Here is a 25,222-nt window from a genome sequence, read left to right as displayed (position 1 = left end):
CGTCCGAAAGGAACACCCCCGCGATGAGACGACCCTGGCTCGCATCCGTCCTGGCGATCGGGCTGCTGGCCCTCGCCGGCTGCTCCGGCTCCGGCGACGGCGCGGCCGCCGACCCCAAGAAGCTCACCGTCTGGATCATGGGCGACAGCTCCGCCCACTTCGAGGAGCTGGTCAAGCCGTTCACGGCCAAGACCGGCATCACCGTGGACACGGTCGCGATCCCCTGGGACTCGATCGACCAGAAGATGACGACCGCCGTCGCGTCCGGCAAGGGACCGGACGTCGTCCAGATCGGCATCTCCAAGCTGCGCACGTTCGCCAGCTCCGGCGCGCTGCTGAAGTTCGACGACAAGACCCTCGCGGACCACCCGAACCTCGCCGCGGAGAAGTTCCTCGACGGGGTCGCCGGCAAGGCCACCGCGATCGGCGGCGACGTGGTCAGCGTCCCGTGGGTCAGCGACACGCGGGTGCTGTTCTACCGCAGCGACATCCTCGCCGCGAACGGCATCAGCGCGCCGCCGGCGACCTGGGACGAGCTGCGCGCCGACGCGAAGGTCCTCGCCGGGCGCGGCAAGGGGCAGTACGGCTACTACGTCCCGCAGTGGGACAGTGCCCTGCCGGTCATCATGACCTGGAGCCAGGGCGGCCGGATCGTCGACGGCACCGGGAAGATCACGTTCAACACGCCGGAGTTCGGCAGGGCCGTCGACGTCTACACCGGGCTGTACGCGGACAAGAGCGTGCCCACGGACGCCGACTTCGACCAGGTGCAGGGCTTCACCTCGGGCGCGGTGCCGATGCTCGTGTCCGGGCCCTACCTGGCCGGCGCGGTCACCGCCGCCGCGCCCGACCTCAAGGGCAAATGGGCCGTCGCCCCGATCCCCGGCGGCACGACGAACACCTCGCTCCTGGCCGGGTCGAACCTCGGCGTGTGGGGCAGCACCGGCAATCGGGACGGCGCGCTCCGGCTGCTCGACTACCTCTCGGAGCCGCAGACCCAGCTCACCTGGTACAAGCTCGACGGGCAACTGCCGACGGTCAAGGCCGCGCTGAGCGACCCGGCCCTCACCGCCGACCCGCTCGTGACGGTCTACTCCAAGCAGCTGTACGGCGCGAAGCTGCTGCCGCTGGTCCCGAACTGGGACGGCGAGACCGGCAAGGCGCTGCTGGACAGCCTGAACTCGATCGTCCTGACGGGCGCGAACCGCGACACCGCCCTCAAGGGCCTCTACGGCGCCACCGAGGGCACCTCCGTCAACTGACCCCGCCGCCGTGGGGCGGGGCGCCGGCCGTCCCGCCCCTCCGTCAGGAGCCCGCATGAAACCCCGTCTCGCGCCGTACGCGTTCATCGCGCCGGCGATGGTGCTGCTGCTGGCCTTCGGCGTGCTGCCGATCCTGGTCGCGCTGCTGGTCAGCCTCACCGACATGAACCTCGCCGGACTCGGCGACCGGTCCCGGATCAGCTTCGTCGGGACCGAGAACTACCGCAGGCTGTTCACCGACCACGAGTTCTGGCAGGCGCTCACCAACACCGGCATCTTCGCCGTGGTGGGCGTGCCCGCCGTGGTCGTGCTGTCCCTCGTCGTCGCGCTGCTGCTCAACCGGGCCGACAACCGGTACTTCCGGGCGCTACGCGCGTTCTACTTCGTGCCCGCCATCACCGCGATCGTGGCGATCTCGCTCGTCTGGGGGTACCTCTACAACACCCAGTTCGGCCTGTTCAACCACCTGCTGTCGACGGCGGGGCTGCCCGAGGTGCGGTGGCTCAGCGATCCGGTGTGGGTGAAGTTCTCCGTCGCGCTCGTCGCCGTCTGGCGCGGCACCGGACTGAACATCATCATCTTCCTGGCCGCCCTGCAGAGCGTGCCGAAGGAGTACCTCGAGGCCGCGTCGCTCGACGGCGCGGGCGAATTGCGCAGGACGGTCTCGATCGTCGTGCCGCTGCTGCGGTTCGCGATCCTCTTCGTCACGGTCACGACCGTCATCGCGTGGCTGCAGTTCTTCGACGAGCCCTTCGTGCTCACCAAGGGCGGCCCGCTGGGCGAGTCGACGAGCATCTCGCTGTTCCTCTACCAGAAGGGCTTCTCCGCGAGCCAGTTCGGCTACGCCAGCGCCGGCTCGGTGGTGCTCTTCGTCGTCATCGCCGCGGTGACGCTGCTGCAACTGCGGAAGGGCCGGGCCGATGCCGACGCGTAGGAGCCTGACCGTCGTCGTCGGTGCCGTGCTCGGCGCCGGGGCGCTGGTGACCGCGTTCCCGTTCGCGTGGATGGTCTTCGGCTCGGTGAAGCCGCGCAGCGAGTCGGTCGCCTACCCGCCGCGGGTCCTGCCGCAGCACCCGACGACGGAGTATTTCCGGCAGCTGTTCCAGGAGCTCGACTTCGGCCGGTACCTCGTCAACACCGTCGCCGTCGTGATCATCGGCATGGCGGGCGTGGTCCTCATGGCGATGGCCGGCTACGGCTTCGCGAAGTTCCGGTTCCCGGGCCGCGAACCGCTGTTCTTCCTCGTGCTCGTCACCATGATGATCCCGGTGCAGGTGACGATGATCCCCACGTACCTCATCCTCAACGGGGCCGGGCTGACCAACACGCTCCTCGGCATCGCACTGCCCGGCCTGGTCTCCGGATTCAGCGTATTCCTGTTCCGCCAGTTCATGTCCACCGTCCCCACCGAGATGATCGAGGCGGCCCGGATCGACGGCTCCGGGGAGGCGCGGATCTTCTTCCGCATCGTTCTGCCGCTGTCCCGGCCGATCCTGGCGGTGCAGGCCGTGCTCGCGTTCATCGCCGGGTGGAACAGCTTCCTGTGGCCGCTGATCGTCGCCGACGACGAGCGGCTCTATACCCTCTCCGTCGGGGTGTCGCTGCTGAACCGGCAGATCGCCACCAACCCGTCGCTGCAGATGGCCGCCGCGACCCTCATGGTCGTGCCGGTCCTCGCGGTCTTCGTCGTCTTCCAGCGTTTTGTCGTGCAGGGCTTCACCATGTCCGGCCTCAAGTAAGGGCGATCTCATTCATGCGCAAGCGATTCAACGGCTTCGTCCGCGCCGGCGGCGCCCAGCTGCTCGACGGCGCGGGTAACCCGCTGTTGCTGCGGGGCATCGGCCTCGGCAACTGGCTGCTCGCCGAGGGGTACATGTGGAGGTTCGGCGACGGGATGAGCTCGCCGCGGCAGATCGAGCACCGCATCGAGACGCTCGTCGGGCCCAGCCGCGCCGCCGAGTTCTGGACCCGTTTCCGGGCCACCTTCGTCACCGAGGCCGACGTCGCCGAGATCGCCGCGCTCGGCTTCGACCACGTCCGGCTGCCGCTGAACTCCCGCGGCCTCATCGACGACGCCGGCGAGCTTCTGGAGGACGGCTTCGCGCACATCGACAACCTGCTGCGCTGGTGCGAACGCCACGACCTGTGGGTGCTGCTCGACCTGCACGGCGCGCCCGGCGGGCAGACCGGCACCAACATCGACGACTCGCCCAACGGCCGGCCCGAGCTGTTCATGGACGAGCGGTACCGGCGGCTGACCGTCACCCTGTGGCAGGAGATCGCCCGCCGTTACCGGCACAGCACCGTCGTGCTCGGCTACGACCTGCTCAACGAGCCCCTGCCGAACGAGTGGCAGCACGTGTACCCCGCCGAGCTGGTCGCGCTGTACCGCGAACTGACCGCCGCGATCCGGGCGGTCGACCCCGACCACCTGCTGGTCTACGAGGGCTCGCACTGGGCCACCAACTGGTCGATCTTCACCGACGTCATCGACCCCAACTCGGCCCTGCAGTTCCACCGCTACTGGTGCCCGCCGGACCGGTCCAGCATCCAGCAGTACCTCGACGCGCGGTACCGGCTGGGCCTGCCGATCTACATGGGGGAAGGCGGTGAGAACACCCCCGAGTGGATCTACACCGCGCACCGCCTCTACGAGCAGCACGGCATCGGCTGGAACTTCTGGCCGTGGAAGAAGCTCGACACGCGTACCTCGCCGGTGTCCGCGCGGACCCCGGACGGCTGGGCGCTGATCGCCGACCCGTCGTCCGGGGTGGATCCGGACACGGCCTGGCGCGTCCTGCTGCGCTTCCTCGACGCGATCGCGCTGCCCGCCTGCGAGCGGCGCCCCGACGTCGTCAACGCCATGTTCGGCCGCGCGCCGCTGCGCCTGCCCGGCTGGGGCTTCATCGACCAGCGGGCCCGGTTCCGGGACCGGTTCGCCGGGTTCGACACCGAACACGTCTGGCACCACCCCGCCGGCCAGCCGTACCGGGCCGACGAGATCATGCCGGTCAGCGTGGCGGCCGGTGAGGAGTTGCACTTCCCGCTCGAGCGCCGGCCGGCCGGGTGGCGGGTGGACAGCGACGACCCCGGCGCGTTCGAGATCCGCTGGAGCGGCGACCGTATCGTCGCCCGCGCGAACGCGGCCGCCCGGTTGCGGGCGATCGAACTGACGGCGAACTGAGGGATGCGGGTTGCGTATGATCAGGTCACCATGAGCGCCGAGCCCGCCGCCGGTCGGCACACCACCAGCCTGCCCGAGGTGTCCACCGTCACCACCCTGCGGCAGCGCAACCGCGCCCTGGTGCTCAAGCACGTCATCCTCGCCCAGCAGACCACCCGCGCCGCGATCGCCAGGGACAGCGGGCTGTCCACGGCGTCCGCCGCCAACCTCGTCGCCGACCTGATCAACGACGGCCTGGTCGAGGAGCGCGGCTCGGTGTCCTCCAAGGGCGGGCGGCCGATCGCCCTGATCGGCCCGCGCGCCGAGAGCGCCGTGACGATCGGCGCCGACATCGGCGAGCGCGGCGTCGCGGTCGAGATGTTCGACCTCGCCATGAACCGCATCGACCGGGAGTTCCGCGGCGGCGCCGAGGAGGAGTCCCCGGAGAAGATCGGCGTCGACCTCCAGGACGCTCTCGAGGCCCTGCGCGACCGCAACGCGGCCCGGTGGCCGACGCTGCTCGGCATCGGCCTGGGGCTGCCCGGCCTGGTCGAGGTCGGCGCCGACGGACGCCAGATGCTCTATGCGCAGAGCCTCGGCTGGCCCCCGGTGCCCGTGGCGTCGCTGTGCGACGTCGGGACACCGGTGCTGGCCGAGAACGGCGCGAAGATGCAGACCCGGGCGGAGCTGTGGTTCGGCAACGCGCGCGGGGCCTCCCACGCCCTGGTCGCGCTGCTCGGCCGCGGCGTCGGCATCGGGGTGGTCACCGACGGCCGGCTGATGCAGGGCTCCCACTCCAGCGCCGGCGAGTGGGGGCACACGGTCGTCGAGCGCGGCGGCCGGGTCTGCCGCTGCGGCAACCGTGGCTGCGTCGAGGCGTATGTCGGCGCCGACGCGATCCTCGACGCCTGGCGCCGCACGGGCGCGACCTTCGAGGGCACCGGCTGGCGGGCGATCGGCGAGCTGATCACCGCCGCCGGCGCCGGTGACCCGGCCGCGTCGGCGATCGTCGACGACGTCGTCGACTGCCTCGGCGCCGCCCTGGGCGGCATGGTCAACCTGACCGGTCCGGAGCGGATCGTCATCGGCGGCTGGGTCGGCCTGCGGCTCATGGAGTCGTTGAGCGACCGCATCGGGGCGAGCATCCGGCGGCACAGCCTGGCCCGCCCGGCCGGTCAGTTCCGGCTGCTGGGCGCGGCCTTCGGCGGCGACGCGGTGGCGACCGGCTCCGCGCTGCTCCCGCTGGAGGCGATGATCGCCGCCGACCCGGCGGCCCCCCGCCCGCGCGGATAGCCTTCTGCACCGGACCTCCCGCACTGACCGTCAGGGCGACAGCGACGGGTCGATGACGTGGTCCCACTGGCCGTCGAAGGTGTGCGTGCGGATGCCCAGCACGGGCAGGACCGTGCAGGCCAGCATGCGCAGCATCTCGTCGCGCGGCGACGGCACCGCCCGGCCGCACAGGATCAGCCGGTCCGGGTGGATACGCTCGTCGGCGGCGAGGTCGAGTCGCCGCAGGAGCGTGTCCGGCGTATCCGTCCACAGTGGAAGGCCGACGGTGAAGTCGGCAACCTGGTGCGGGCGCACGGTGCGGCGGTCGCTCGACAGGCGCCTGACCCACAGCCACTGCCGCAGGCCGGCCGCCCAGCCGGCGTCGTCGCGGATCGCGGCGGCGATCTCGCCGTCGACGAACAGGCTGCGGCGGTTGAAGTTCGCCGAGCCGACCACCGCGAGCGTGTCGTCGAAGATCCAGGTCTTCGCGTGCATCCACCCGCACCGGTCCTTCCGCTCCGGCTTGTACGTCCAGACCGACACCTTCCCCGGCGCTGTCGCCGCGCAGCCGGCGGTAGATCTCCACGGCCCGCTCGCCGGCCTGATCCGGCAGCGGGATGTCCTCGACCCGCCGATACCCGCACACGTCCACGAGCGCGGCGGCGAGCTGCGGCTCGTAGATCGCCGGGTCGCCGGCCGCGAGACCCTCGTAGATCGCGACCCGGCGCAGCAGCGTCCGCACCGCCTCGGCCCGCTGTCCGGCGTTCCACTGTTCGGTCGCGAGCCGGCGCAGCTCGGCGGCCTCGTTCGTCTCACCCATGACGCCTCCTCGCTCATCCGGAGCCGGCAGGCGGGGCCGTGATACACGTGTCGCCGGGACGCCGCGACTGCGGACTTGCCGGTACCATCCCTCCGCGTCGATCCGAGACGGGCCGGACCCGATCGGTGATCCGGGGGGACGATGACCGACGAGCACACCGCGCAGCCGGACCGGGACACGCCATGGGCCAGCCGGTCCCCGTGGGCGGCCCCACCGCGGCTCTCGCCGGCGCCCGGCCCACCGGCTGAGGTCGAGGCGGAGGAACCGGCGGCGGAACCGGCTCCGCTGTCGCCGGCCGGGCCGCGGTCGCCGTGGGCATCGTCGTCCGAATCGCCGCCGCCGGTCGAATCGCCGTCGCTGTGGGCGCGGTCCCTCGCAACGCACTCGCTCTCGGACGACTGGCCGCCGGACGAGGAGTTGCCGGCCGAGGAGGCGGCACCGTTCGACGAACAGGGGCCGGCCGACGCATGGGCGCCGGCCGAGCCGTGGACACCCGCTCCGGCGGGGCCGCCCGACATCGAGTGGCCGGACATGCGGACCCCGGTCAGCGCGCCGCCCGCAGACGACGTGCCACCGGCCGACGAAGCGCCGATCCACCCACCGCGGCGGCGCGGGCTCGTCGCCGGGGCGCTCGCGGTCGTGCTCGTCGCCGCCGGGATCGTCGCCTACGTCGTCAGCCGTCCCGGCGAACCGTCCCTCACGACGGACCTCGCGCAAGCCGTGTCGGCCGTCGCCGCCGCGCCCGGCGCCAGCGTCACGCTCGCGTTCGGCGACGACCGCGGGAACCTGGTCGGTGCCGAGTTCACCGTCACCGCTGACGGGCTCGGCAGCGGTACCGTCACCGACCCCGGCGGCGGCCGGGCCGACGTGCGCACCAACGGCACCCGCACGGTCGTGCGCGGCGACGCCGCCTGGTGGGCCCGCCGCGCACCCGACCAGGTCAGTGCCCTCGCCGACCGGTGGGTCCAGCCGAAGGACGGCGTCGCCCTGCCCGTCGACGCCGGCCGGGTGCTCACGCCGAAAGGGCTCGCCGAGGCGATCCGCTTCGCCGGCGCCGGGCGCCCCGCGGTGGCCGGGACGGTCCGGCTCGGCGACCGCGACGCCGACCTCGTCGAGAACGGCGACTGGTCCCTGGTCGCCACCAAGGCGCAACCGCGGACCGTCGTGTGGTTCGGCGGGCACCTGTCCGGGTTCGGGCCGCTCCAGCCGTCGAGCCGGCTCGGCGGCCCGCCGTGGCTGCTGCCGCTGCCGACCGGTGACGGCGCCGGCTTCGTGCCGGCCTACGAGCGGATCCACCGGCCGCCGTACGTCAGCGTCACCGTCGCCGTCCCGGACGAGGCCGCGCTCGGGCGGACCCGCGCGGCGGTCGGCGAGGTCCTCGCACCGGACAAGGCCGGGTCGGCGGCGATCCAGCAGGCGAAGGTACAGGTCAAGGCACCGAGGTTCCAGCTCGACGCGGACCTCGACATCTGTGCCACGCCGCAGTGCTCGTGGGCGGTGACCGTCACGAACACCGGCACCGCACCCGGCGACGCCACGGTGGTCGCCACGGTCGAGCCCGGCATGGCCACGAGAACGATCCACCTCGGCGTCGTCGCACCCGGTGCCCGGATCGCCACCCCGGCGATGCCGTTCAAGAATCCGGCGCCCGGCCAGAACAGCGAGGTCCGGGTGCGCTACTCGGCGCAGGTGTACTCCCCGGTGCTCGACGGCCCGAGCTCCGCACCCCGGCTGCGGATGCAGTCGCTGCAGCTCGACCCGTCCCGGTCGAGCACCGTCGGCCGGCTCGACCCGTCCCTCCAGGTGCTCACGCTCGGCGCCGCCGACGTGATGACCCGCGGCAAGGCGCGCCTCACCGAGCAGGAGCAGGCGACGGTGACGGCCGCGCTCGAAGCGGCGGTCACCGGCCGGCTGCTGCCCGAGCTCCAGGTGCTCGTCGCGGCCGGTCAGGCGGGACGGCTGGAGAACCCTGCCGACCTCGCCGGACTGCTCGCGGCGACCGCCGACGTGGCCGAGGCGGACCGGGTCGGTGTGCGCCGGACGGTCGAGCTGGCGGCAACCCTGCTCCGCGACGATCCGGCGGTGCACCTGCGGCTCGGCCGGGACCTGCTCGACGTGACGCACCAGCGCGCCTACCGCGTCGCGCCCGTCACCGGCGACGCCCTGGTGGCACCCCTGGGCGAGGCGGCGAATCGGCTCGGCGGCGCGCCGCCCGGCTACGCCCGGGTCGCGGTGCTGCACGGTGAGCCGGCCGGCGTCGCGTACCTGAGCGACCGCAGCCGGCCGGTGCTGTCCGGTGCGCTGTGCCCCGGCGGAAGACCCGCGCTCGACGAACTGGTCGTCGTCAACGGTGCGGGCCGGCATGTGTTCGGCAAGGAGCAGTTCCACGACCTCGACGGCAGCTGCCCCTGAAACGCAGGCGGGGGCACGGCCGGGATGAGTCACCCGCGATCACGCTCATGGCCGGTCGGTGCTCGCTACGCTCGCTTGCGTGCACGTCCCACCCGCCAAGGCACGCCTGCTGGCGGCGGTGCTGCTTGTTGTCGTGGTCGTCGCCGTGAGCAATCCGGATTCCGGTCGTACCGTTCGCTGGGTCAGCAGCGGCAGGACGCATCCGCAGCCGTCGACATCCGCGATGAGCGCATCGTCCGCAGGCGGGGCCTATCTCGCCCGCCTGCCGAAGTTCGACAAGGCTCCGCCCGCACACCCGGTCACCGCCGCCGAGAGCGACGGCGCACCGTGGATCTCGCGGGTGCCCACCGACCAGCCGGTCGCGTTCGTCACCATCGACGACGGCTGGGTCAAGCATCCGGAAGCGGCCGAACTGGTGCGGGAATCGCGCGTGCCGGTGACGCTGTTCCTCGCGGTCAACGCGATCCAGGACAATCCGGCGTACTTCACGACGTTGCAGGACATCGGCGCGGTGATCGAGGCACACACCATCACGCACCCGAAGCTGCGCGGCCAGTCCTACGCCTTCCAGAAACACGAGATCTGCGACGGGGCCGACCAGCTCACCGAGCTGTTCGGACGGCGGCCGACAATGTTCCGTCCGCCGTTCGGCGAGCAGGACTCGACCACGCTCCGCGTGGTGCGCGACTGCGGAATGAAGGCCGCGCTGTTCTGGAAGGAGACGGTCAACCGAGGCCGCGTGCAGTATCAGGAGGCCAGGATCGTCCAGCCGGGTGACGTCATCCTCATGCACTTCCGGGAGCAGTTCGTCGACGACTTCATCGCCGCGCTGGAGGCCATCAAGGCGGCCGGGCTGACCCCGGCCCGGTTGGAGGACTACTTCCCCTGACCCGCCGTGGCGGGGGCCGGACCGCCGGCGCAGCCCAGCTCGACGCACAACGGCGGAAGGGTCTGCGCCAAGGCGGCGCTGGCGAACTGCCAGTTGTGCCCGCCGCCGACGATCAGCAGGTGGGTGGGGATGCCGGCCTCGGCGGTGGCGGCCGCCAGGCGCCGGCTGACGGCGATGTCCCGCGGGTCTCCGGCACCGGCACCGAACCACGCGGTCACGCCGGGATAGCGGCCCGTGCGCAGCAGCCGCATGGGATCGTGCGCCTGCTGCGCCGCGACAGAACCGCCGAACAGGTCGCTCAGGGTGTGTGCCGGGGAGCCGAGGTTCGGCCCGGCGTCGCCACCGAGATCCAGGAAGTGGCGGTAGACGTCGGGGTGCCCGAGGACGAGGTCCAGGGCGCAGGTGCCGCCTTCGGAGAAGCCGACGATGCCCCACCGTGACGGGTCACGCCGAAGGTGCAGCGTGTCCGTGAGGAACGCCGGCACGTCCACGGTGAGATAGGTCTCGGCGTTGCCCTGCGGGCCGTCGACGCATTCGGAGTCGCCGGTGGCGGAGCCGTTGTGGTCGACGACCACCAGCACCGGCGCGATCCCGTGGTGATCCGCGGCGTAGGCATCGTCGGTGGCCTGGCCGTGTCCGGACTTGAGCCAGTTGATCGGGGTGCCGGGTGAGCCGACCAGCATGACCAGCACCGGCAGCTTCTGCCGGTCCGCGCTGAAGTACGCCGGGGGCAGGAACACCACACCCGGGCGGTGCTTGAAGTGTGAGTGGGTGCCGGGCACGTCCAGATCGACGATGATGCCGTGCCGGGGAGGGGCACCATCGGGTGCGGTGCCGGCGCCGAGGAGGTCGTGCGCCTGCCGACCGCCGACGGCGCCGGAGTGGCCCAGCACGTCGCCGAGCTGTGGCCAGATGCCGTAGTGCTGGTCGATCAGCAGGAACGCGCCGGAGAAGGTCAGCGGCACCGCGAGCACGGCGGCCACGTTGCGCCAGGTGCCTGTGTGCCGGAGGACCAGGGGGCATCCGGCGATCGCGGCGATGCCGGCGCCGACCCACACCGCGAACGACGGCGGGTAGGCGTCGGTGATCGTGCCGGTCGCCAGCAGCATGATCGCGATCAGGCCGACAAGCACGGCGACCACCAGCAGCAGGACCGGCAGGGTGCGGGTGATCCATCGGCGTTCCCGGCGCCACCAGGCGGCGATCAGCAGTGCGCCGCCCGCCGCCTCGACGCCGAGGGCCACCGGGTGATCGAGCAGCGGCACGTGGTCCAGCGCCCCGGTCAGGCCCGCCACGGCCAGCGTCACGACGACCAGCAGTGCCGCGGCGGCCCACCCGCGCCGGGCCCGGGCCGGTGGCCCCGTGACGGCGACGGGGAGCTCCAGGACGGGCTCCTGCGACCAGTGGTCCCCCATGTCCCCCTCCGCGCTGCGGTCCGGGCCTCCTGGGCCGGCCCGATGTTGCCGGTCCTGCGCGCCGGGGCCCTGCGGCTGTCGGCACGCTGACCGTCGACCCGCACAAGCGTGGCGCCACTGGTGCGGCCGGGCGACGAACGGAAACGCAACGAAAAACGTATCCGCACGGTCGACCGTCGGCAACAGCAGACCGTGAGCGCCGGGACGTGCCGGCGTGATCGGCGGCGCATCGCCCGCGATCCAACTCCTTCCTAAATCGCCACAAAAAACGCAAATTTATTATCGTCGGATCTGCCGGGAATTAACGTTCCTACCCACCAAACTGCCTATTTCACATTCACACTGAGGATTGCGTTTCCACCCGTCGAATCCGGGAAGCGACGCCACCGCAACCCGCGAACCGCGACCGGAACACCAGGTCGTCATGCACTCCGGCCATCGACGTCGGACGATCAATACCAAGATGAGCGATACAGAGAAAGGCAAGCACAATCGTGAGGTTCACACTCAAGGCCGGCATTTGCGCGGCGGCCACGGCGCTGGCGGTCGGAGCGTTCGCGCCGAGCGCCTCCGCCCATACGACGGGCGAACGGCATTCCAGGACGCCGTTCATCAATCAGTTCAACAAGGTCGACGTCATCGCGTCGACCGTGCCGGCCAACGGCGACGTCAACCCGTACGGCGTCGCCGTGGTGCCACGCAGCAAGGACAAACTGCGGAAGGGTGACGTCCTCGTCAGCAACTTCAACAACGCCGCCAACAAGCAGGGCACCGGCACGACGATCGTGCAGATCAGCCGCACGGGTGACGCCCGCCTGTTCGCCCAGATCGACGCCCGCACGCTGCCCGGCGCGTGCCCCGGCGGGGTCGGGCTGACCACCGCACTCGTGGTCCTGCGCACCGGCTGGGTCATCGTGGGCAGCCTGCCCACCGCGGACGGCACCTCGGCGACGGCCCAGGCGGGCTGCCTGATCGTCCTCGACAGCAAGGGCAAGGTACGGGAGACGTTCTCCGGGCACGGCATCAACGGCCCGTGGGACATGACCGCGGACGACGACGGGGAGTCCGTCAAACTGTTCCTCACGAACGTGCTCAACGGAATCGTCGGTGGCGTGCCCGCCACCACCAAACAGGGAACCGTGCTGCGGCTCGAACTGCGGATCAAGGGCAGCAAGCCGCCGGAGCTGCGCAGGATCACGACCATCGGCTCGGGGTTCACGGAGAAGACCGACCCGGATGCGTTGATCATCGGCCCGACCGGCGTCGGTCTCGGCAGGGACGGGACGCTCTTCGTCGCCGACACCGCCGCCAACCGCATCGCCGCCATCCCGGACGCGGGCAAGCGCAGGACGAGCGCGGGAACCGGGCGGACCGTCACCAAGGACGTGCACCTCTCCGGCCCGCTCGGGCTGGCGATCGCACCCAACGGCAACATCCTCACCGTCAACGGCGGCGACGGGAACATCGTCGAGACCGATCCGTGCCGGGGCAAGCAGGTCGCGTTCCGCACCTTGGACAAGCTCGGCGCCGGCGCCCTGTTCGGGCTCGCCGTCGCACCGGACAACCGGGGCGTCTACTTCGTAGATGACACCAACAACCAGCTCGACCTGCTCCACTGACGCGCGGAGGGGCCGGTGCGCGCATCGGGCACCGGCCCGCCGCTACGGACGCGTTGCGGTGATCTGGCGCAGGATGGCGGGGTCGGTGATCCGGTCGTCGGCGGCCAGGAGCAGTGCCGGCGCGCTCTTCCCACCGGTCGTCGGTGCCGATTGAGGTCACGCCGGCGAACAGGTCCAGGTCACGCATCGCCTCGCTGAAGATCCGCGGCGGCACCTCACTGGTCCATGTCGACGTCGTCGAGGAAGCGGAGCAGGCCGGTCAGCACCCGGACGCAGCCGTCGAGGTCGGCGACGGTGAGGTCGGCGCCGGCCTCGCGCAGCACGGCGCGCTCGCGGTTGATCACCGCCGTGATGACGGCCCGGCCCTCGCCGGTCAGCCGGATGAGCGAGGACTTCTTGTGCGCCGGGTTCGGGATGCTCTCGACGAGGCCCCGCGCGGCCGCCTCGTTGACCATCCGCTGCACGAACTGGCGGCTCAGTGCCTGGTCCCGGCCCATCTGCGGCACGGTCATCGGGCTGTGCTCGCGGAGCATGTTCAGCACGGCGCGCACGCCGACCGACAGCCCTTCGCTGGGCACGTCGTGCTCCACTCTGCGCTGCGCGCGCCGGTACAGCGGGCCGACCAGGTCGAACACCTCGGCGAGCCGGTCCGCCGGATCTGAAGACGTCACCACATCATCATGACACCTAGGTTGTCATATTGGCGAAAAGATGACACCTTGGTTGTCATGAAGGATCTGTTCTGGCTCGACACCGGCGCCGGCCGGCCCCTCGTCCTGCTGCACGGCGGCTTCCTCGACCACGCCATGTGGGACGACCAGGTGCCGGCCTTCGCCCCGCACCACCGGGTCATCGCGCCCGACGCCCGCGGCCACGGCCGGTCAGCCAACGCCACCGCGCCGTTCCGCTCCGCCGACGACGTCGCCGGGCTGCTGCGCCACCTCGACACCGGTCCGGCGGTCCTCGTCGGGGTGTCCATGGGCGCGGCCACGGCCGTCGACACGGCCCTGGAGCACCCGGAGCTGGTCAGCGCGGTGGTGGTCAGCGGCGCCGGAACCAGCGAGCCGTACTTCGCCGATCCCTGGCTCACCCGCACCCAGGCGGCCTGGCACGCCGCGATGGCGGCCGGCGACCTGGACGCCTCCGTCGAGGCGTTCACGCTCCTCGCCACGGGCCCGCACCGCTCCCTCGACGACCTCGATCCGGAGGTCGTAGGGCGCCTGCGCGCGATGGCCCGGAGCACGATGTCCAAGCACAGCGCCGGCGAGCCCAACTGGCTCGTCCCGGTGACCGACACCTGGGCCAGGATCTCGAAGATCGACGTGCCCGTGCTGGCCGTCAACGGCGCGATCGACTCGCCCGACCACATCGGCATGGCCGAGCGGCTGGCCGCGGCCGTGCCCGGCGGCAGCACGGCGACGGTCGACGGCACCGGCCACTACCCCAACATGGAGCGCCCGGACGCCTACAACAACGTCCTCGCCGACTTCCTGCGCACCCTGTGACCCACGTGGAGCACCCGGCTCGATCCCGACGGGCACCGCCGCGCCGGGTGAAATGATCCGGCGCGTGCCGCACATGTGGACGGTGTCGGGCGCGTTCGCCCGGCACCGACCCACAGACCTAGGAGCCACGCTTGGCACGCGCCGCACCCTCGTCACCCGGCGATGACCCCGCCGCACGCTTCGAGCGCCTGTACCGCGCCTGCTACACCGATCTGCTCGGTTACGCCCTGCGCCGCACCGACCGGCCGGAGGCCGCCGCCGACGTGGTCGCCGACGCCTTCCTGGTCGCCTGGCGCAGGATCGACGACATCCCGGCGGACCAGGCACGCCCCTGGCTGTTCGGGGTGGCGCGCAAGGTGATGGCGAACCATCACCGGGCCGACCGGCGGTCGGCGGATCTCGCCGCGCGCCTGCGCCAGGAACTGACGCAGGTCACCACCGTCGAGCCGGAGGTGCCGGAGGAGGTCGGCCGGGCGTTCCGTGCCCTGCCGGACGCCGATCGGGAACTGCTGCGCCTCGTGGCGTGGGAAGGGCTCACGGCGGACGAGCTGGCTGTCGCGCTCGACTGCACGGTGAACGCCGCCCGCATCCGGCTGCACCGTGCCCGACGCCGGTTCGCCGCGGCGCTCCGCGAACCGTCACTCAACAGGTGATCGAGGAGATACCCATGACCGACACCGACGACCGGCAGGATCACCTGATCCGGTTGCTCGTTCCCACCCATCACGTCCCGCCCTCGACGCAGGGCCCGTCCGGCGAGGCGGCCACCGCGCTGCTGGAGGGCATCCTGCGCGCGGAGGCGGCTCCCACGCGTCACGGCAGGCAGGTGTCCTGGTTCGCTCGGCACCGCCGGCTGGCCGTCGCGGTGCCCACCGTCGCCGCGGCCGCCGTGCTCGCGTTCGGCGTCAGCGCCGCGCTCCCCACCGGCTCGGGACCGGTCGGCCCGGCCCCGGCGCAGGCGTTGCAGATCACCGAGGACGGTGGCTACATCGTCATCAGGATCAAGGACCCGGTCGCCGACCCGCGGCGCTACCGGGAGGAACTCGCCCGGCACCACCTCGACATCGACCTGAGCCTGGCGCCGGCCGCGCCCGACCATGTCGGCAGAGTCATCTTCGCGGAGGTGGGCGACATCGGCGACGGTCCGGACCTCGAGTGGATCGAGGCACCCGGGAACTGCACCGCCAACGGCAACTGCTCGGCCGGCATCAAGGTGCCGGTGACCTTCACGTCGTACGCGAAGATCGTCATCGGCCGGACCGCGCTGCCCGGCGAGGAGATCGAGGGCGGCTAGCCGGAGGAGAACGCGCAGGCGCGGACAATGGTCGGCAAGACCGTGGCGGAGGCGAAGCGGATCCTCGCGTCGAGCGGCCGGACCGCGAGCTACCGCGTCGGCCGGGAGTCGACCGAGCCGCCCGGCGGCGCGGTGCCCGACACCTGGATCGTGTACAGCTCCGCGCCGCTGCCCGGCAAGGTCGTCGCGCTGTGGGTGTCCGCGGACGGCAAGGCGCCGGCGCCGCGCAGGCCCGGCCCCGGCGCGTCCGGTTACTGGCAGGTCCAGCCCACGACGTCCCACAGCGGCACCCCGTGACGGCAGGGCGCCGGCACCGGGGACCGCCCCGGCGCCGGCGCCGGCCGGCTCAGGCCTCCAGCAACCACCACGCGACGGGCACCCCACCGCTCGGCGCCTTGGCGTTCAGGTGCAGGCTGAGCTGCCCGGACGCCTGGTCCGGCACCGCCGCCTTGACCCACACCGCGGTGTTGCGCTGCGCGACCGCGAGAGCGTGCGTCGAGCCGAAGATGTGCAGGCCGCTCACCGTGACGCTGGTCGCGCCGGCTGGCACGGTCGCCACGCCGCTGCGGGTGAAGTGCACCTGCCCGCGCACGTCGAGGGCGGTCTTGCTGAACTCGTCGGGCGCGCTGGCGACGACGCCGACCCCGCCGGGGCCGGTGGCGGTGCCGACGACGCCGAAGCCGATGTCGCTGCGCCCGATAACGCCGTTGCCGTTGGACGAGAAGCCGACGACACCCGCGTCGAACCCGTTCGCGTCGACACCCACCTCGGCGTTCGCCTTGACCGCGACGCTGCCGCCGCCGCTGCTGCCGACGGTGTTGCGGACGTCGAGCGTCGCGCCCGTCAGGTTCGAGCGCAGAATGGTGCTGGTCGTACCGGCATTGTTGTCCGCGCCCTGGACGACCGGGTCGCCCGGGGCCGCCGCGGCGGGGCTGCCGCCCGTGACCGCCGCGGCGACGGCCGCCGCTCCGCCGGCGCCGAGCCCGGCGAGCATTCCCCTGCGGCTCACGTGCTGTTTCCTGTTGTCCTGGTGCATGACCGTCCTCCCCCTGGTCGAAGTCATGTGACCAGCCCAGCCTGCCGCCTCCGGCTCCGCCGTGGTGGCCTCGATCTGTCAAGAACGCCACTGGATACTGGTTGCGATGTCACGGTTACGAATTGCACCAGACTCGGACCCGGACAGTGCCCTGACCGGAAAAACCCGGGCAGACTGCAGTCATGCGCCGAAACGAAGCTCGTCGATCAGTTCTCGTCGCCGCCCGCCTCGCTCTCGCCGCCTGCCTCGCCGTGACCAGCGCCTGCACGCCCGACGGCGGCCGGCGGGACGAGAGCGCCGAGGTGCCCTCCTACGCAAAACCACCCTCCCGCTTCGCCGACGTGCTGAGCCAGTCCGGCGACCGCGCGATCAAGGCCGACCGGCACAGCCTGGCGCTGAGCGCGCGCTCGACATCGGCACGGGTCACCGACGACCTCGGCCAGGGCGCCGTCCTGCGCGACGGCAACGTCAAGGTCACCGCGCACAGCGGCGGACCGGGCAGCGGCCGGACCGCGGCGAAGGGGGTCGTCGTCTTCCGCGACGCCGCGGCCGGCACCGACGTCGCCCAGCAGGTCGTCGCCCCGGAGGCGGTGCGGATCTTCTACGTCGCCAAGGGCCCCGGCGCGCCCACCTCGTTCGACACCACGGTCACCGGGGCCACGGTGAGCGCCGCGCACGGCGGGGTGGTGCTCAAGGCCGGCGGCAGGACGGTCGGCGCGATCCCCCCGCCGTGGGCGTACGACGCCACGGGCCGGCTCGTCCCGGCGCGCTACGAGGTCCACGGCTCGACCGTGCGGCTCGTCGTCGAGCACCGCGGCGCCGGCATCACCTACCCGGTTGTCGCCGACCCGCTGCTCACCGTCGGCCCGGGCGGCCGGCTCATCGGCGCGCAACTGCTCGGCGGCGTCTTCGAATACGCGGCGGTCGCGGCGATCACCTGGGGCGTCGTGAAGTTCGACGCCAACGGCTGCCTGACGCTGAGCACGTTTCTGTCCTGCGCCCTGCACCCGCTCGAACACGACTGGGGCAACCCGGCGCTGCCGAAGGCGCCACAGGTCGACGCCAAGATGCCCGGCCTCGTGGGCGTCCGGCTGCCGGACGCCCGGCAGAAGCTCAACACGCTAGGGCTGCGCAACATCAAACTCGTCGACGACACCGGCCAGGGCCGCACCGTCCTGGAGCCGAAGAACTGGGTCGTGGCGGCGCAGTCCCCCGCCGAGGGTACGACGGTGCACGCCAACACGGAGCTGACCCTGCGCGTCCGCAAGCCGTCCGACGGCGCGGGCACGAGCGGCACCGTGCCCGGCGTCGTGTGCATGAACCTCCAGGAGGCCCAGGACAAACTCCGCGCCGCCGGCTACCGGACCGGCTCACGGGACCACACCGGCAAGCACCGCCGCCAGCTCGTCGACCGCAACTGGCTGGTCGTGCGGCAGGAGCCGGCGGCGGGCACGACGGCACCGCCGGGCACCCAGGTCGTCATGGAGGTGGTCAAGTACGGCGAGCCGACCGGCGCCTCCGGCTGCGGGAGCTGACCGCGACCAGGGGATACTGGTCGGCGTGGTGATCTCGGTGTTGATCTTCGACTTTGACGGCCTGCTCATGGACACCGAGACCACGCTGTTCGAGTGCTGGCGGTACGAGTGGCGCCAGCACGGCCTCGAGCTGGACCCGGCCCGTTTCTTCGCCGACCACGGCGGCGACGTCACCGAGCAGCGTTATGCCGAACTCGCCCGCGCCGTCGGCCCCGGCTACGACCGCGCCGCCAGCCATGCGCGCCGCATCGCGTACCGCGAAGAGCTGCACGCGACGCTCGGCCCCGCTCCCGGCATCAGCGAGTGGTTCGCCGAGGCGGCCGGGCTCGGGCTGCGGCTCGCCGTGGCGTCCAGCTCCCCCACCCACTGGGTGCACGGGCACCTGACCCGGGCCGGGCTGCTGTCGCGGTTCGAGGTGGTCGCGTGCGGCGACGAGGTGACCGGGCACAAGCCCGACCCGGCGGTCTACCTCCTGGCCCTGCGCCGCCTCGGGATCGCGCCGGAGGCGGCGGTCGCGTTCGAGGACACCCCGCACGGTGTCGCCGCGGCCAGGGCGGCAGGGCTGCGCTGTGTCGCGGTCCCCAACCCGTACGCCGCCCGGGACCGCTTCGGCGCGGCGGACATGGTGCTGCGCAGCGCGGCCACGACCACCCTCACCCGCCTGCTCGGCGAGCTGGCGGCGCCGAGCCCCGCCGCGGGACGCCGGTAGGAGCGGTCAGGTGCGGCGGCCGGGAACGGCCGCCGGTGTCGGTCGCCGGTCACCTTCCGCGAGCCGGTCGCGGCCCTCGAGCTTCGCGGTGTAGAGCGCCCGGTCCGCGGCGGCGAGCAGCGCCTCCGCGTCGGTCGTGCCGGAGGTCGTGGCAGCGAGGCCGATGCTCAGTGTCGGCAATCCGTCGGGCACGCCGGTGATCCGGCTCACGAGGTCGCGCAGTGCCGCCGCGTGTCGCCTGGCGCGGGCGGTGTCGCCGCGGACCACCATCGCGAACTCGTCGCCGCCGAGCCGGGCGACGGTGTCGGCCGCCCCGGCGACCTCGCGCAGCGCCGTGGCGACGGAGACGAGCACGGCGTCACCCGCCGCGTGTCCCCAGGTGTCGTTGATCGTCTTGAAATGGTCGACGTCGACGAGGAGGAGGCAGTGCGCGGCGCCGGAGCGCCGGGTCGTGTCCAGTGCCAGGGCGAGATCCCGGTTGAACGCCCTGCGGTTGGGCAGGCCGGTGAGCGGATCGGTCATCGCCTGGAGTTCGAGCGTCGCGACCAGCGCGTCCGCCCGCTTGCGGAGCTTGGTGACGACGAGCGTCGCCACGCAGTAGGCCGTGACGAGCGCGGCGGCGTCGGTGGCGCCGACGCTGACCGGCTGCAGCGTGAGCGTGACCGCGGTGTCGGTGAGGCTCGTCGCGCCGAGCATGAGATAGGCGAGGCCGTACCGCAGGAACGTCGCCGAGTACAGCAGTGGCCAGAGGTAGTACAGGTGGGCACTGACGCTGACGTCGCGGGTCGTGAGGTTGAGGAACCCGATGAGCACGATCGCGATCAGCGGCGCGGCGATCCAGAACGACGCCGGCACCCGGTGCGGCGCCAGCCGGCAGACCGCGCCGACGAAGACCATGGCCCCGGCGGTCGCCGTCGTGGCGAGCACCCCGGCCGTGGTACCGCCGGCGAACCCGGGGACGAGCAGCCCGCAGGCGCCGACGACGGACCCGCCGACGATCAGGAAGTAGGCCACCGACCGGGCAGCCGCCGGCTTGTCGCGGACAGGGATCAGCGATCCACGCGTTGACCTCCGTAGCGCACGGGCCGACTCCTGCAACACCTCCTCATCTTCGGCGGCCGGTGGCGGCATCTGAGCAGAACACCACCTGACGGTCCGTGCCCGGGAGGCCCCACCGGCGCGGTAGGGCTGCCCCCACCCGGGGTCGGCGGGTCCACGGGATCGATCCGCACGGACGCGCTCCATAGCGTTCGAGCCATGAACTCCAGGGAGAACGTCACCGGCATCGCGGCGCGGTTCGCCGTGTGGAGCGCGCGGCACCGCACGCTCGCCATCCTCGGATGGCTGGTGTTTGTCGTCGGCGTCACCGTCCTCGCCGGGCGGGTCGGCACCGTCGAGGCGAACGGCTTCGACTTCGGCCACGGCGAGTCCGGCCGCGCCGACCGGATCGTCGAGCAGGCCGGCTTCCCCACACGGGGCGCCGGCGAGATGGTCGTCGTGACCTCTCGCACAGGCACGGTGGACAGCCCGGAGATGCAGGCGGCGATCGCCGAGGTGACCACCGCCGTGCAGGCCACCGGCGCCACCGATCCGGTGAGCCCGCCGCTGCCGGCCGAGGACGGGCGGTCGGCGCTGCTCTCCTTCACCATGCGGGGCGACCCGGAGACCGCCAAGGACCGGGTCGGCCCGGTCCTCGACGCCGTCGCCGCGGTCCAGCGGGCGCATCCGCAGCTGTACATCGCCCAGGCCGGCGACGCCAGCGGCGACAAGCTCATCGGCGACGACCTCGACGCCGGCCTGAGCCGCCTGTCGATGCTCTCCATCCCGGTCACGATCGGCATCCTGCTCGTCGCCTTCGGCGCGATCGTCGCGGCGCTGCTGCCGGTCGGGCTCGCCGTCACCGCCGTCGTCGGCGCGATCGGGCTGCTGGGCTTCGCCAGCCACCTGGCGCCGACCGTTGACACCACGATGCACGTCATGCTGCTCGTCGGGCTCGCCGTGGGCGTCGACTACTGCCTGTTCTACATCCGCCGGGAACGCGACGAGCGCCGCAACGGCGCCGATCCGCACCGGGCGCTGGTCGTCGCGGCGCAGACCTCCGGGCGGTCGGTCTGGATCTCCGGGCTGACGGTCATCGTCGCGATGGCGGGCATGTTCTTCACCCGCGACACCACGTTCGTCAGCTTCGCCGTCGGCACGATCCTGGTCGTCGCGACCGCCGTGCTCGGCTCCCTGACGGTCCTGCCGGCGCTGCTGTCGGCGCTCGGCGACCGCGTCGACCTGGGCCGCATCCCCGGCCTGTACCGCAAGCGGTCCGACGGCCGGGTGTGGAGCGCCTTCCTGCGGCTCGTCCTGCGCCGCCCGCTGATCTCGGCGGTACTCGCGGTCGCGGCCCTCGGCGCGCTCGCCGCGCCCGCGCTGGACCTGCGCACGAAGGCCGAAGGCATCGAGGACCTGTCGCCGAGCGCGCCGATCACGCAGGCGTTCCTGGCGATCCAGGCGGCGTTCCCGGGCGGCGCCTCACCGGCCGAGGTCGTGGTTCAGGCGCCGCGGGTCAGCGGCCCGGAGTGGGACGGTGCGCTGGCGGCGTTCAAGGAGCGGGCCCTGGCGACGGGGCAACTCCACGAGCCGATCACGGTCGAGGTCAACCCGGCCGGCACCGTCGCCGTCGTGAGCGTCGGACTGTCCGGATCCGGCAGTGACCGGGCGTCGGAGGAGGCCCTGGCGACGCTGCGGGGCACGGTGCTGCCGGCGACCCTCGGCACGCTGCCCGGCGCCTGGGTCGGCGTCACCGGTGAGACCGCCGGCTCCAAGGACTTCAACGACCAGCTCGCGGACTCCATGCCGCTGGTCTTCGGCTTCGTTCTCGGCCTGGCGTTCCTGCTCCTGCTGGTGTCGTTCCGGTCCGTCGTCGTCGCCGTCACGGGCATGGTGCTCAACCTGTTGTCCGTCGCCGCGGCCTACGGCATGCTCGTCTACGTCTTCCAGTACGGCCACTTCGAGTCGCTGCTCGACTTCCGCGCCGCCGACGGCGTCACCAACTGGATGCCGCTGTTCCTGTTCGTCATCCTGTTCGGCCTGTCGATGGACTACCACGTCTTCGTCCTCAGCCGCATCCGGGAGGGCCACGACCGCGGGCTGCCGACCCGGCAGGCGGTCGTCCAGGGCATCACCGGCACCGCCGGGGTCATCACCAGCGCGGCCGTGGTGATGGTGGCGGTGTTCGCGCTCTTCGCCACGCTGCCGATCGCCTCCACCAAGCAGCTCGGCGTCGGGCTCGCCGCGGCCGTGCTGCTCGACGCGACGATCGTCCGCGCGGTGCTGCTGCCGGCCGTCATGGCCCTGCTCGGTGAGAAGAACTGGTGGCTGCCGCGCTGGCTGGGCTGGCTCCCGCGGGTCTCGCACGAGCTACCCGCCGCGCCGCGGGAGGAGCGCACGCTGGCGACCGCCGGACGGTGACCACGCCCCGCCGGCCGTCCACAGTGGTCTCACCCGCCCCGGGGGACGACCGGGCGCTGGTGACGGCCGGACGGCGACCGCACGCCGCCCGCCGGCGCCGAGACGACCGACACGGTGGGCACGGCCGGGGCACCCGCTCCGGCCGAGCCCGCGCGGTGCAGCTTGTGCCAGCGCAGCCGGGCCCCGGTGAGTGCGGTGCCGAGCGACTGGATGAGGACGAGGTACATCAGCTGCCGGTACACGAACTGCTGCAGCGGCAGCACCCACAGGGGGCGCAGCTTCTCCCGGTCCAGCCGGAACGCGACGACGGCGGTGAGCACCTGCATCGCGAACATCGCCAGCCAGGCCGCGGTCGTGACCCGCCAGCTCGCCAGGAATAGGCCGTAGACGAAGAGGATGTCGACGAGCGGGGCGAGCAGCGGCAGCACGATGCTGAAGAGCGCGACGAAGGGCAGGCCGACGCGGCCGAACCGCCCCGACGGCCCGCGGTCCACCAGCGACCGCCGGTGTTTCCACATCGCCTGCATCGTCCCGTAGCTCCAGCGGTACCGCTGCAACCACAACTGCCGCAGGGTGCCCGGCGCCTCCGTCCACGCCCGCGCCCGCTCCTCGTAGACGACGTGCCAGCCGACGCGGTTCAGCGCCATGGTGGCGTCGGTGTCCTCGGCGAGGGTCCGGTCGCTGATGCCCCCGATGTCCTGCAGCGCCTCGCGCCGGAACGCGCCGATCGCGCCCGGGATCGTCGGCATGCACCGCAGGATGTCGTACACCCGCCGGTCGAGGTTGAAGCCGATCACGTACTCGATGTGCTGCCACCGCGCGACGATCGAACCCCGGTTGCCGACCTTGACGTTGCCCGCCACGGCGCCGACGGACGGATCGGCGAACGGCTGCACCAGGTGCCGGACCGCATCGGGCTCGAACACGGTGTCCCCGTCGACCATCACGATCAGGTCATGCCCGGCCAGGGCGACCCCGACGTTGAGCGCCTTCGGCTTGCCGCCGTTGGGGACGCGCACGACCCGCACGTCCGGCAGGCCGAGCGCCTCGACCAGCTCCGCGGTGTTGTCGGTCGAACCGTCGTCGACGACCACCACCTCGATCCCGCCCGGATGATCACCCCCGGCAAGGGACCGGACAGCGGCCTCGATGCCCTCCTTCTCGTTGTAGGCCGGCACGATCACGGAAACCGGCAACTCCACCGGCGGACCCCACCGCCAGCTCTCGGCCCGGCGCCGCCGCGCGTGCCGACCGGCGAGCAGGAAGAGGACGACGGTACGGGCGATCGTCAGCACCCCGACGACCAGGAGGAGCACCCGCAGCGTGTCCACCAGCCAGCCGGCGAGCGTCACGGCGGTGACCAGCGCGAGCGCCCGCCGCCGGTCGACCGTGCCCGCCGGGGTGTCGACCACGGCCTTCTGCCCGGCGAGGGCCTTCTCCAGGCCCTGCGAGACCGTGGTGAAGGTGTAGCCGCGCGCCCGCATCAACGGGATGAACCGGTCGAGCGCGGCGGCGGTCTGGGCGCGGTCGCCGCCGGCGTCGTGCATGAGCACGATCGAGCCCTCGTCACCGCCGGGGGTCGAGGTGCGGACGATCGTGTCGGTGCCCGGGTTCTTCCAGTCCTGGCTGTCGACGTCGATCAGGACCGAGAGGAAGCCGAGGGCGCCGGCCTCGCGGATCAGCGGCCAGTCGGCGTCGTCGACGGCGCGCGTGCCGGACGAGTACGGCAGGCGCAGCAGCGCCGGCTTGCGACCGGTGACGCGGGCGACGGCGAGCTGGGTCTGGGAGTACTCCAGCTCGCGCTGCCACCGCGGCAGCCGGTCCAGGTGCGGGTGGGTGAAGCTGTGGACGCCGATCTCGTCACCGCCGCGGGCGAGCGCGGCGACGAGGTCCGGGTGCCTGGCCACCTGGGCGCCGACGACGAAGAAGGTGGCGTTGACGCGGTGGCGGCGCAGCACTTCCATGACACGCGGTGTCCACCGGGGATCCGGGCCGTCGTCGAAGGTGAGCGCGATCGTCCTGGTCGGCAGTCTGTACGTGCGGAGCCCGCCGTTGCGGGTGTCGATGATCGGTCCGCCCCCGGTGACCTCCGCCGGCACGCCGGTCCGCTGCCCCACGCCCGCGGTGTGGTCGGGATGGAACTCGGCGCTGACGTATCCGTCGACGACCAGCGCGCCGACGAGCACGCCGAGCAGGACCACCCCGAAGACCAACCGGCTGAACGACCACCGCTTCCGCGCCCCGGTCACGGAAGGCTCACGACGCCCATGGTGCTGGTGCTCGGTGATGCGCCCGGTGTGCTCGGTGTCGTGCTCGCCGTCGGTGTCTCGCTCGGCCCGGGCGACCGTGGGCCGGTCCGCGACGGGCTCGCCGACGCTGACGGCTGATCGGTGGCCGGCGCGCTGACCGCGGGACTGCGGGACACCGCCACGGGCGGGCCGGGCGCGACGCTGTTGCGGACCGGCCGGGCGCCGGTGGTCCGCTTGGCCGGGCCGCCGGACCGGCCGGCCACGGGCACACTCGGTTTCGGCGGCGTCGCGGACGCCGACCTCGCCGGCTCCGGTAACGGCACCGGTTGCTGCGGATCCGGCGGCCCACCGGCGAGTGTCACGGCGGCCAGCACGAGCACCGCATAGGTCAACGTCGCCGCGCCCACCATGTTGAAGAGGAATCGGAGTCGCCGTCCACGACGGCCGGTGGTGTCGACGAACACGGGCGCATACGCATCACCGCCAGCGATGATGCCGGTCACCCCGTCGACCTGTGGGGCTTCGACGGACACGGCGAAAGCATAGGTTCGTCCCCCGGCCACGGCCGGTCGTTACGCTCGGT

23 protein-coding genes are annotated in these 25,222 nt (G+C 72.3%); 16 read left to right on the top strand and 7 right to left on the bottom strand.

What is annotated here, in order from left to right; all coding sequences use genetic code 11:
* Nucleotides 1-23 precede the first annotated feature (23 nt).
* Genes Dfulv_RS13160 through Dfulv_RS13140 form a run of 5 tightly spaced genes read left to right on the top strand, consistent with a single transcriptional unit; the run spans nt 24 to nt 5,718 of the window.
* Nucleotides 24-1,262, top strand: coding sequence for an extracellular solute-binding protein (locus Dfulv_RS13160; protein ID WP_259863184.1), 1,239 nt, complete (start codon nt 24-26; stop codon nt 1,260-1,262).
* 55 nt (nt 1,263-1,317) lie between these two features.
* A complete protein-coding gene (locus tag Dfulv_RS13155) occupies nt 1,318-2,196 on the top strand; it encodes a carbohydrate ABC transporter permease (RefSeq protein ID WP_259863182.1) in 879 nt (292 codons plus the stop codon).
* Nucleotides 2,183-3,001, top strand: coding sequence for a carbohydrate ABC transporter permease (locus Dfulv_RS13150; protein WP_259863180.1), 819 nt, complete (start codon nt 2,183-2,185; stop codon nt 2,999-3,001). Before Dfulv_RS13155 ends, Dfulv_RS13150 begins: the two co-directional genes overlap by 14 nt.
* Nucleotides 3,002-3,015: 14 nt before the next feature.
* Nucleotides 3,016-4,446, top strand: coding sequence for a glycoside hydrolase family 5 protein (locus tag Dfulv_RS13145; protein ID WP_259863178.1), 1,431 nt, complete (start codon nt 3,016-3,018; stop codon nt 4,444-4,446).
* 30 nt (nt 4,447-4,476) lie between these two features.
* Nucleotides 4,477-5,718 (top strand): ROK family protein, encoded by a 1,242-nt coding sequence (locus Dfulv_RS13140; protein WP_259863176.1) that lies wholly within the window; start codon nt 4,477-4,479, stop codon nt 5,716-5,718.
* Nucleotides 5,719-5,748: 30 nt separating this feature from the next.
* Here Dfulv_RS13140 and Dfulv_RS13135 read toward each other — a convergent pair whose 3' ends face one another.
* Nucleotides 5,749-6,192 (bottom strand): phospholipase D-like domain-containing protein, encoded by a 444-nt coding sequence (locus Dfulv_RS13135; RefSeq protein WP_259863175.1) that lies wholly within the window; start codon nt 6,190-6,192, stop codon nt 5,749-5,751.
* On the opposite strand from Dfulv_RS13135, the gene Dfulv_RS13130 reads away from it, so the two are divergent.
* The 3 genes from Dfulv_RS13130 to Dfulv_RS13120 all read left to right on the top strand — a co-directional run bounded on the left by Dfulv_RS13130 (nt 6,161) and on the right by Dfulv_RS13120 (nt 9,818).
* Nucleotides 6,161-6,559, top strand: a complete 399-nt coding sequence (locus tag Dfulv_RS13130; RefSeq protein WP_259863174.1) for a hypothetical protein — start codon at nt 6,161-6,163, stop codon at nt 6,557-6,559. The genes Dfulv_RS13135 and Dfulv_RS13130 overlap by 32 nt on opposite strands.
* 99 nt (nt 6,560-6,658) lie before the next feature.
* Entirely contained in the window at nt 6,659-8,929 is a 2,271-nt protein-coding gene (locus Dfulv_RS13125; RefSeq protein ID WP_259863172.1) for a hypothetical protein, read from the top strand.
* A gap of 79 nt (nt 8,930-9,008) precedes the next feature.
* The gene (locus Dfulv_RS13120; RefSeq protein ID WP_259863170.1) at nt 9,009-9,818 is read left to right on the top strand and encodes a polysaccharide deacetylase family protein; all 810 of its coding nucleotides are present in this window, start codon (nt 9,009-9,011) and stop codon (nt 9,816-9,818) included.
* Here the strand turns inward: Dfulv_RS13120 and Dfulv_RS13115 are convergent.
* Nucleotides 9,806-11,233, bottom strand: a complete 1,428-nt coding sequence (locus Dfulv_RS13115; RefSeq protein WP_259863168.1) for an alpha/beta hydrolase — start codon at nt 11,231-11,233, stop codon at nt 9,806-9,808. The genes Dfulv_RS13120 and Dfulv_RS13115 overlap by 13 nt on opposite strands.
* 494 nt (nt 11,234-11,727) lie before the next feature.
* On the opposite strand from Dfulv_RS13115, the gene Dfulv_RS13110 reads away from it, so the two are divergent.
* Nucleotides 11,728-12,852 (top strand): NHL repeat-containing protein, encoded by a 1,125-nt coding sequence (locus Dfulv_RS13110; RefSeq protein ID WP_259863167.1) that lies wholly within the window; start codon nt 11,728-11,730, stop codon nt 12,850-12,852.
* Between the two features lie 215 nt (nt 12,853-13,067).
* Here the strand turns inward: Dfulv_RS13110 and Dfulv_RS13105 are convergent, their stop codons facing one another.
* A complete protein-coding gene (locus Dfulv_RS13105; RefSeq protein WP_259863166.1) occupies nt 13,068-13,523 on the bottom strand; it encodes a MarR family winged helix-turn-helix transcriptional regulator in 456 nt (151 codons plus the stop codon).
* A 57-nt stretch (nt 13,524-13,580) separates the two neighbouring features.
* Here Dfulv_RS13105 and Dfulv_RS13100 point away from each other — a divergent pair, with 57 nt between their 5' ends.
* From Dfulv_RS13100 to Dfulv_RS13085, 4 genes are all read left to right on the top strand, one after another.
* Nucleotides 13,581-14,357 carry an alpha/beta fold hydrolase gene (locus tag Dfulv_RS13100; protein WP_259863165.1) on the top strand — a complete coding sequence of 259 codons (777 nt, stop codon included), beginning with the start codon at nt 13,581-13,583 and terminating at the stop codon, nt 14,355-14,357.
* A 131-nt stretch (nt 14,358-14,488) separates the two neighbouring features.
* On the top strand, nt 14,489-15,010 hold the full coding sequence (locus Dfulv_RS13095) for an RNA polymerase sigma factor (RefSeq protein WP_259863164.1): 522 nt from the start codon (nt 14,489-14,491) through the stop codon (nt 15,008-15,010).
* A gap of 14 nt (nt 15,011-15,024) precedes the next feature.
* The gene (locus Dfulv_RS13090) at nt 15,025-15,651 is read left to right on the top strand and encodes a hypothetical protein (protein ID WP_259863163.1); all 627 of its coding nucleotides are present in this window, start codon (nt 15,025-15,027) and stop codon (nt 15,649-15,651) included.
* Nucleotides 15,652-15,678: 27 nt separating this feature from the next.
* Nucleotides 15,679-15,948 (top strand): hypothetical protein, encoded by a 270-nt coding sequence (locus Dfulv_RS13085; protein ID WP_259863162.1) that lies wholly within the window; start codon nt 15,679-15,681, stop codon nt 15,946-15,948.
* 49 nt (nt 15,949-15,997) lie between these two features.
* On the opposite strand, the gene Dfulv_RS13080 is transcribed toward Dfulv_RS13085, so the two are convergent.
* Nucleotides 15,998-16,660 carry a hypothetical protein gene (locus Dfulv_RS13080; RefSeq protein WP_259863161.1) on the bottom strand — a complete coding sequence of 221 codons (663 nt, stop codon included), beginning with the start codon at nt 16,658-16,660 and terminating at the stop codon, nt 15,998-16,000.
* 209 nt (nt 16,661-16,869) lie between these two features.
* On the opposite strand from Dfulv_RS13080, the gene Dfulv_RS13075 reads away from it, so the two are divergent.
* Both Dfulv_RS13075 and Dfulv_RS13070 read left to right on the top strand, forming a co-directional pair.
* Nucleotides 16,870-18,222, top strand: coding sequence for a PASTA domain-containing protein (locus tag Dfulv_RS13075; protein ID WP_259863159.1), 1,353 nt, complete (start codon nt 16,870-16,872; stop codon nt 18,220-18,222).
* Nucleotides 18,223-18,247: 25 nt separating this feature from the next.
* Nucleotides 18,248-18,931, top strand: coding sequence for an HAD family hydrolase (locus Dfulv_RS13070; protein WP_259863157.1), 684 nt, complete (start codon nt 18,248-18,250; stop codon nt 18,929-18,931).
* A 6-nt stretch (nt 18,932-18,937) separates the two neighbouring features.
* Here the strand turns inward: Dfulv_RS13070 and Dfulv_RS13065 are convergent, their stop codons facing one another.
* Nucleotides 18,938-19,945, bottom strand: coding sequence for a GGDEF domain-containing protein (locus Dfulv_RS13065; protein WP_259863155.1), 1,008 nt, complete (start codon nt 19,943-19,945; stop codon nt 18,938-18,940).
* Nucleotides 19,946-20,188: 243 nt separating this feature from the next.
* Here Dfulv_RS13065 and Dfulv_RS13060 point away from each other — a divergent pair, with 243 nt between their 5' ends.
* Entirely contained in the window at nt 20,189-22,390 is a 2,202-nt protein-coding gene (locus tag Dfulv_RS13060; RefSeq protein ID WP_259863153.1) for an MMPL family transporter, read from the top strand.
* Between the two features lie 29 nt (nt 22,391-22,419).
* Here the strand turns inward: Dfulv_RS13060 and Dfulv_RS13055 are convergent, their stop codons facing one another.
* Entirely contained in the window at nt 22,420-24,639 is a 2,220-nt protein-coding gene (locus Dfulv_RS13055; RefSeq protein WP_259863152.1) for a bifunctional polysaccharide deacetylase/glycosyltransferase family 2 protein, read from the bottom strand.
* Nucleotides 24,636-25,172 (bottom strand): hypothetical protein, encoded by a 537-nt coding sequence (locus Dfulv_RS13050; protein ID WP_259863150.1) that lies wholly within the window; start codon nt 25,170-25,172, stop codon nt 24,636-24,638. The genes Dfulv_RS13055 and Dfulv_RS13050 overlap by 4 nt, the downstream gene beginning before the upstream one ends.
* Nucleotides 25,173-25,222 lie beyond the last annotated feature (50 nt).

The sequence above is a fragment of the Dactylosporangium fulvum genome, from assembly GCF_025137375.1.
Classification (GTDB): domain Bacteria; phylum Actinomycetota; class Actinomycetes; order Mycobacteriales; family Micromonosporaceae; genus Dactylosporangium; species Dactylosporangium fulvum.
Note: the sequence above shows the minus strand (reverse complement) of the source record. Positions and strands in the feature narration are given on the sequence as shown.

Bases quoted from the DNA above. Each gene is read 5' to 3' on its own strand.
- Dfulv_RS13160 (WP_259863184.1), top strand. From the start codon at position 24: ATGAGACGACCCTGGCTCGCATCCGTCCTGGCGATCGGGCTGCTGGCC.
- Dfulv_RS13155 (WP_259863182.1), top strand. From the start codon at position 1,318: ATGAAACCCCGTCTCGCGCCGTACGCGTTCATCGCGCCGGCGATGGTG.
- Dfulv_RS13150 (WP_259863180.1), top strand. From the start codon at position 2,183: ATGCCGACGCGTAGGAGCCTGACCGTCGTCGTCGGTGCCGTGCTCGGC.
- Dfulv_RS13145 (WP_259863178.1), top strand. From the start codon at position 3,016: ATGCGCAAGCGATTCAACGGCTTCGTCCGCGCCGGCGGCGCCCAGCTG.
- Dfulv_RS13140 (WP_259863176.1), top strand. From the start codon at position 4,477: ATGAGCGCCGAGCCCGCCGCCGGTCGGCACACCACCAGCCTGCCCGAG.
- Dfulv_RS13135 (WP_259863175.1), bottom strand. From the start codon at position 6,192: ATGCACGCGAAGACCTGGATCTTCGACGACACGCTCGCGGTGGTCGGC.
- Dfulv_RS13125 (WP_259863172.1), top strand. From the start codon at position 6,659: ATGACCGACGAGCACACCGCGCAGCCGGACCGGGACACGCCATGGGCC.
- Dfulv_RS13115 (WP_259863168.1), bottom strand. From the start codon at position 11,233: ATGGGGGACCACTGGTCGCAGGAGCCCGTCCTGGAGCTCCCCGTCGCC.
- Dfulv_RS13100 (WP_259863165.1), top strand. From the start codon at position 13,581: ATGAAGGATCTGTTCTGGCTCGACACCGGCGCCGGCCGGCCCCTCGTC.
- Dfulv_RS13090 (WP_259863163.1), top strand. From the start codon at position 15,025: ATGACCGACACCGACGACCGGCAGGATCACCTGATCCGGTTGCTCGTT.
- Dfulv_RS13085 (WP_259863162.1), top strand. From the start codon at position 15,679: ATGGTCGGCAAGACCGTGGCGGAGGCGAAGCGGATCCTCGCGTCGAGC.
- Dfulv_RS13075 (WP_259863159.1), top strand. From the start codon at position 16,870: ATGCGCCGAAACGAAGCTCGTCGATCAGTTCTCGTCGCCGCCCGCCTC.
- Dfulv_RS13060 (WP_259863153.1), top strand. From the start codon at position 20,189: ATGAACTCCAGGGAGAACGTCACCGGCATCGCGGCGCGGTTCGCCGTG.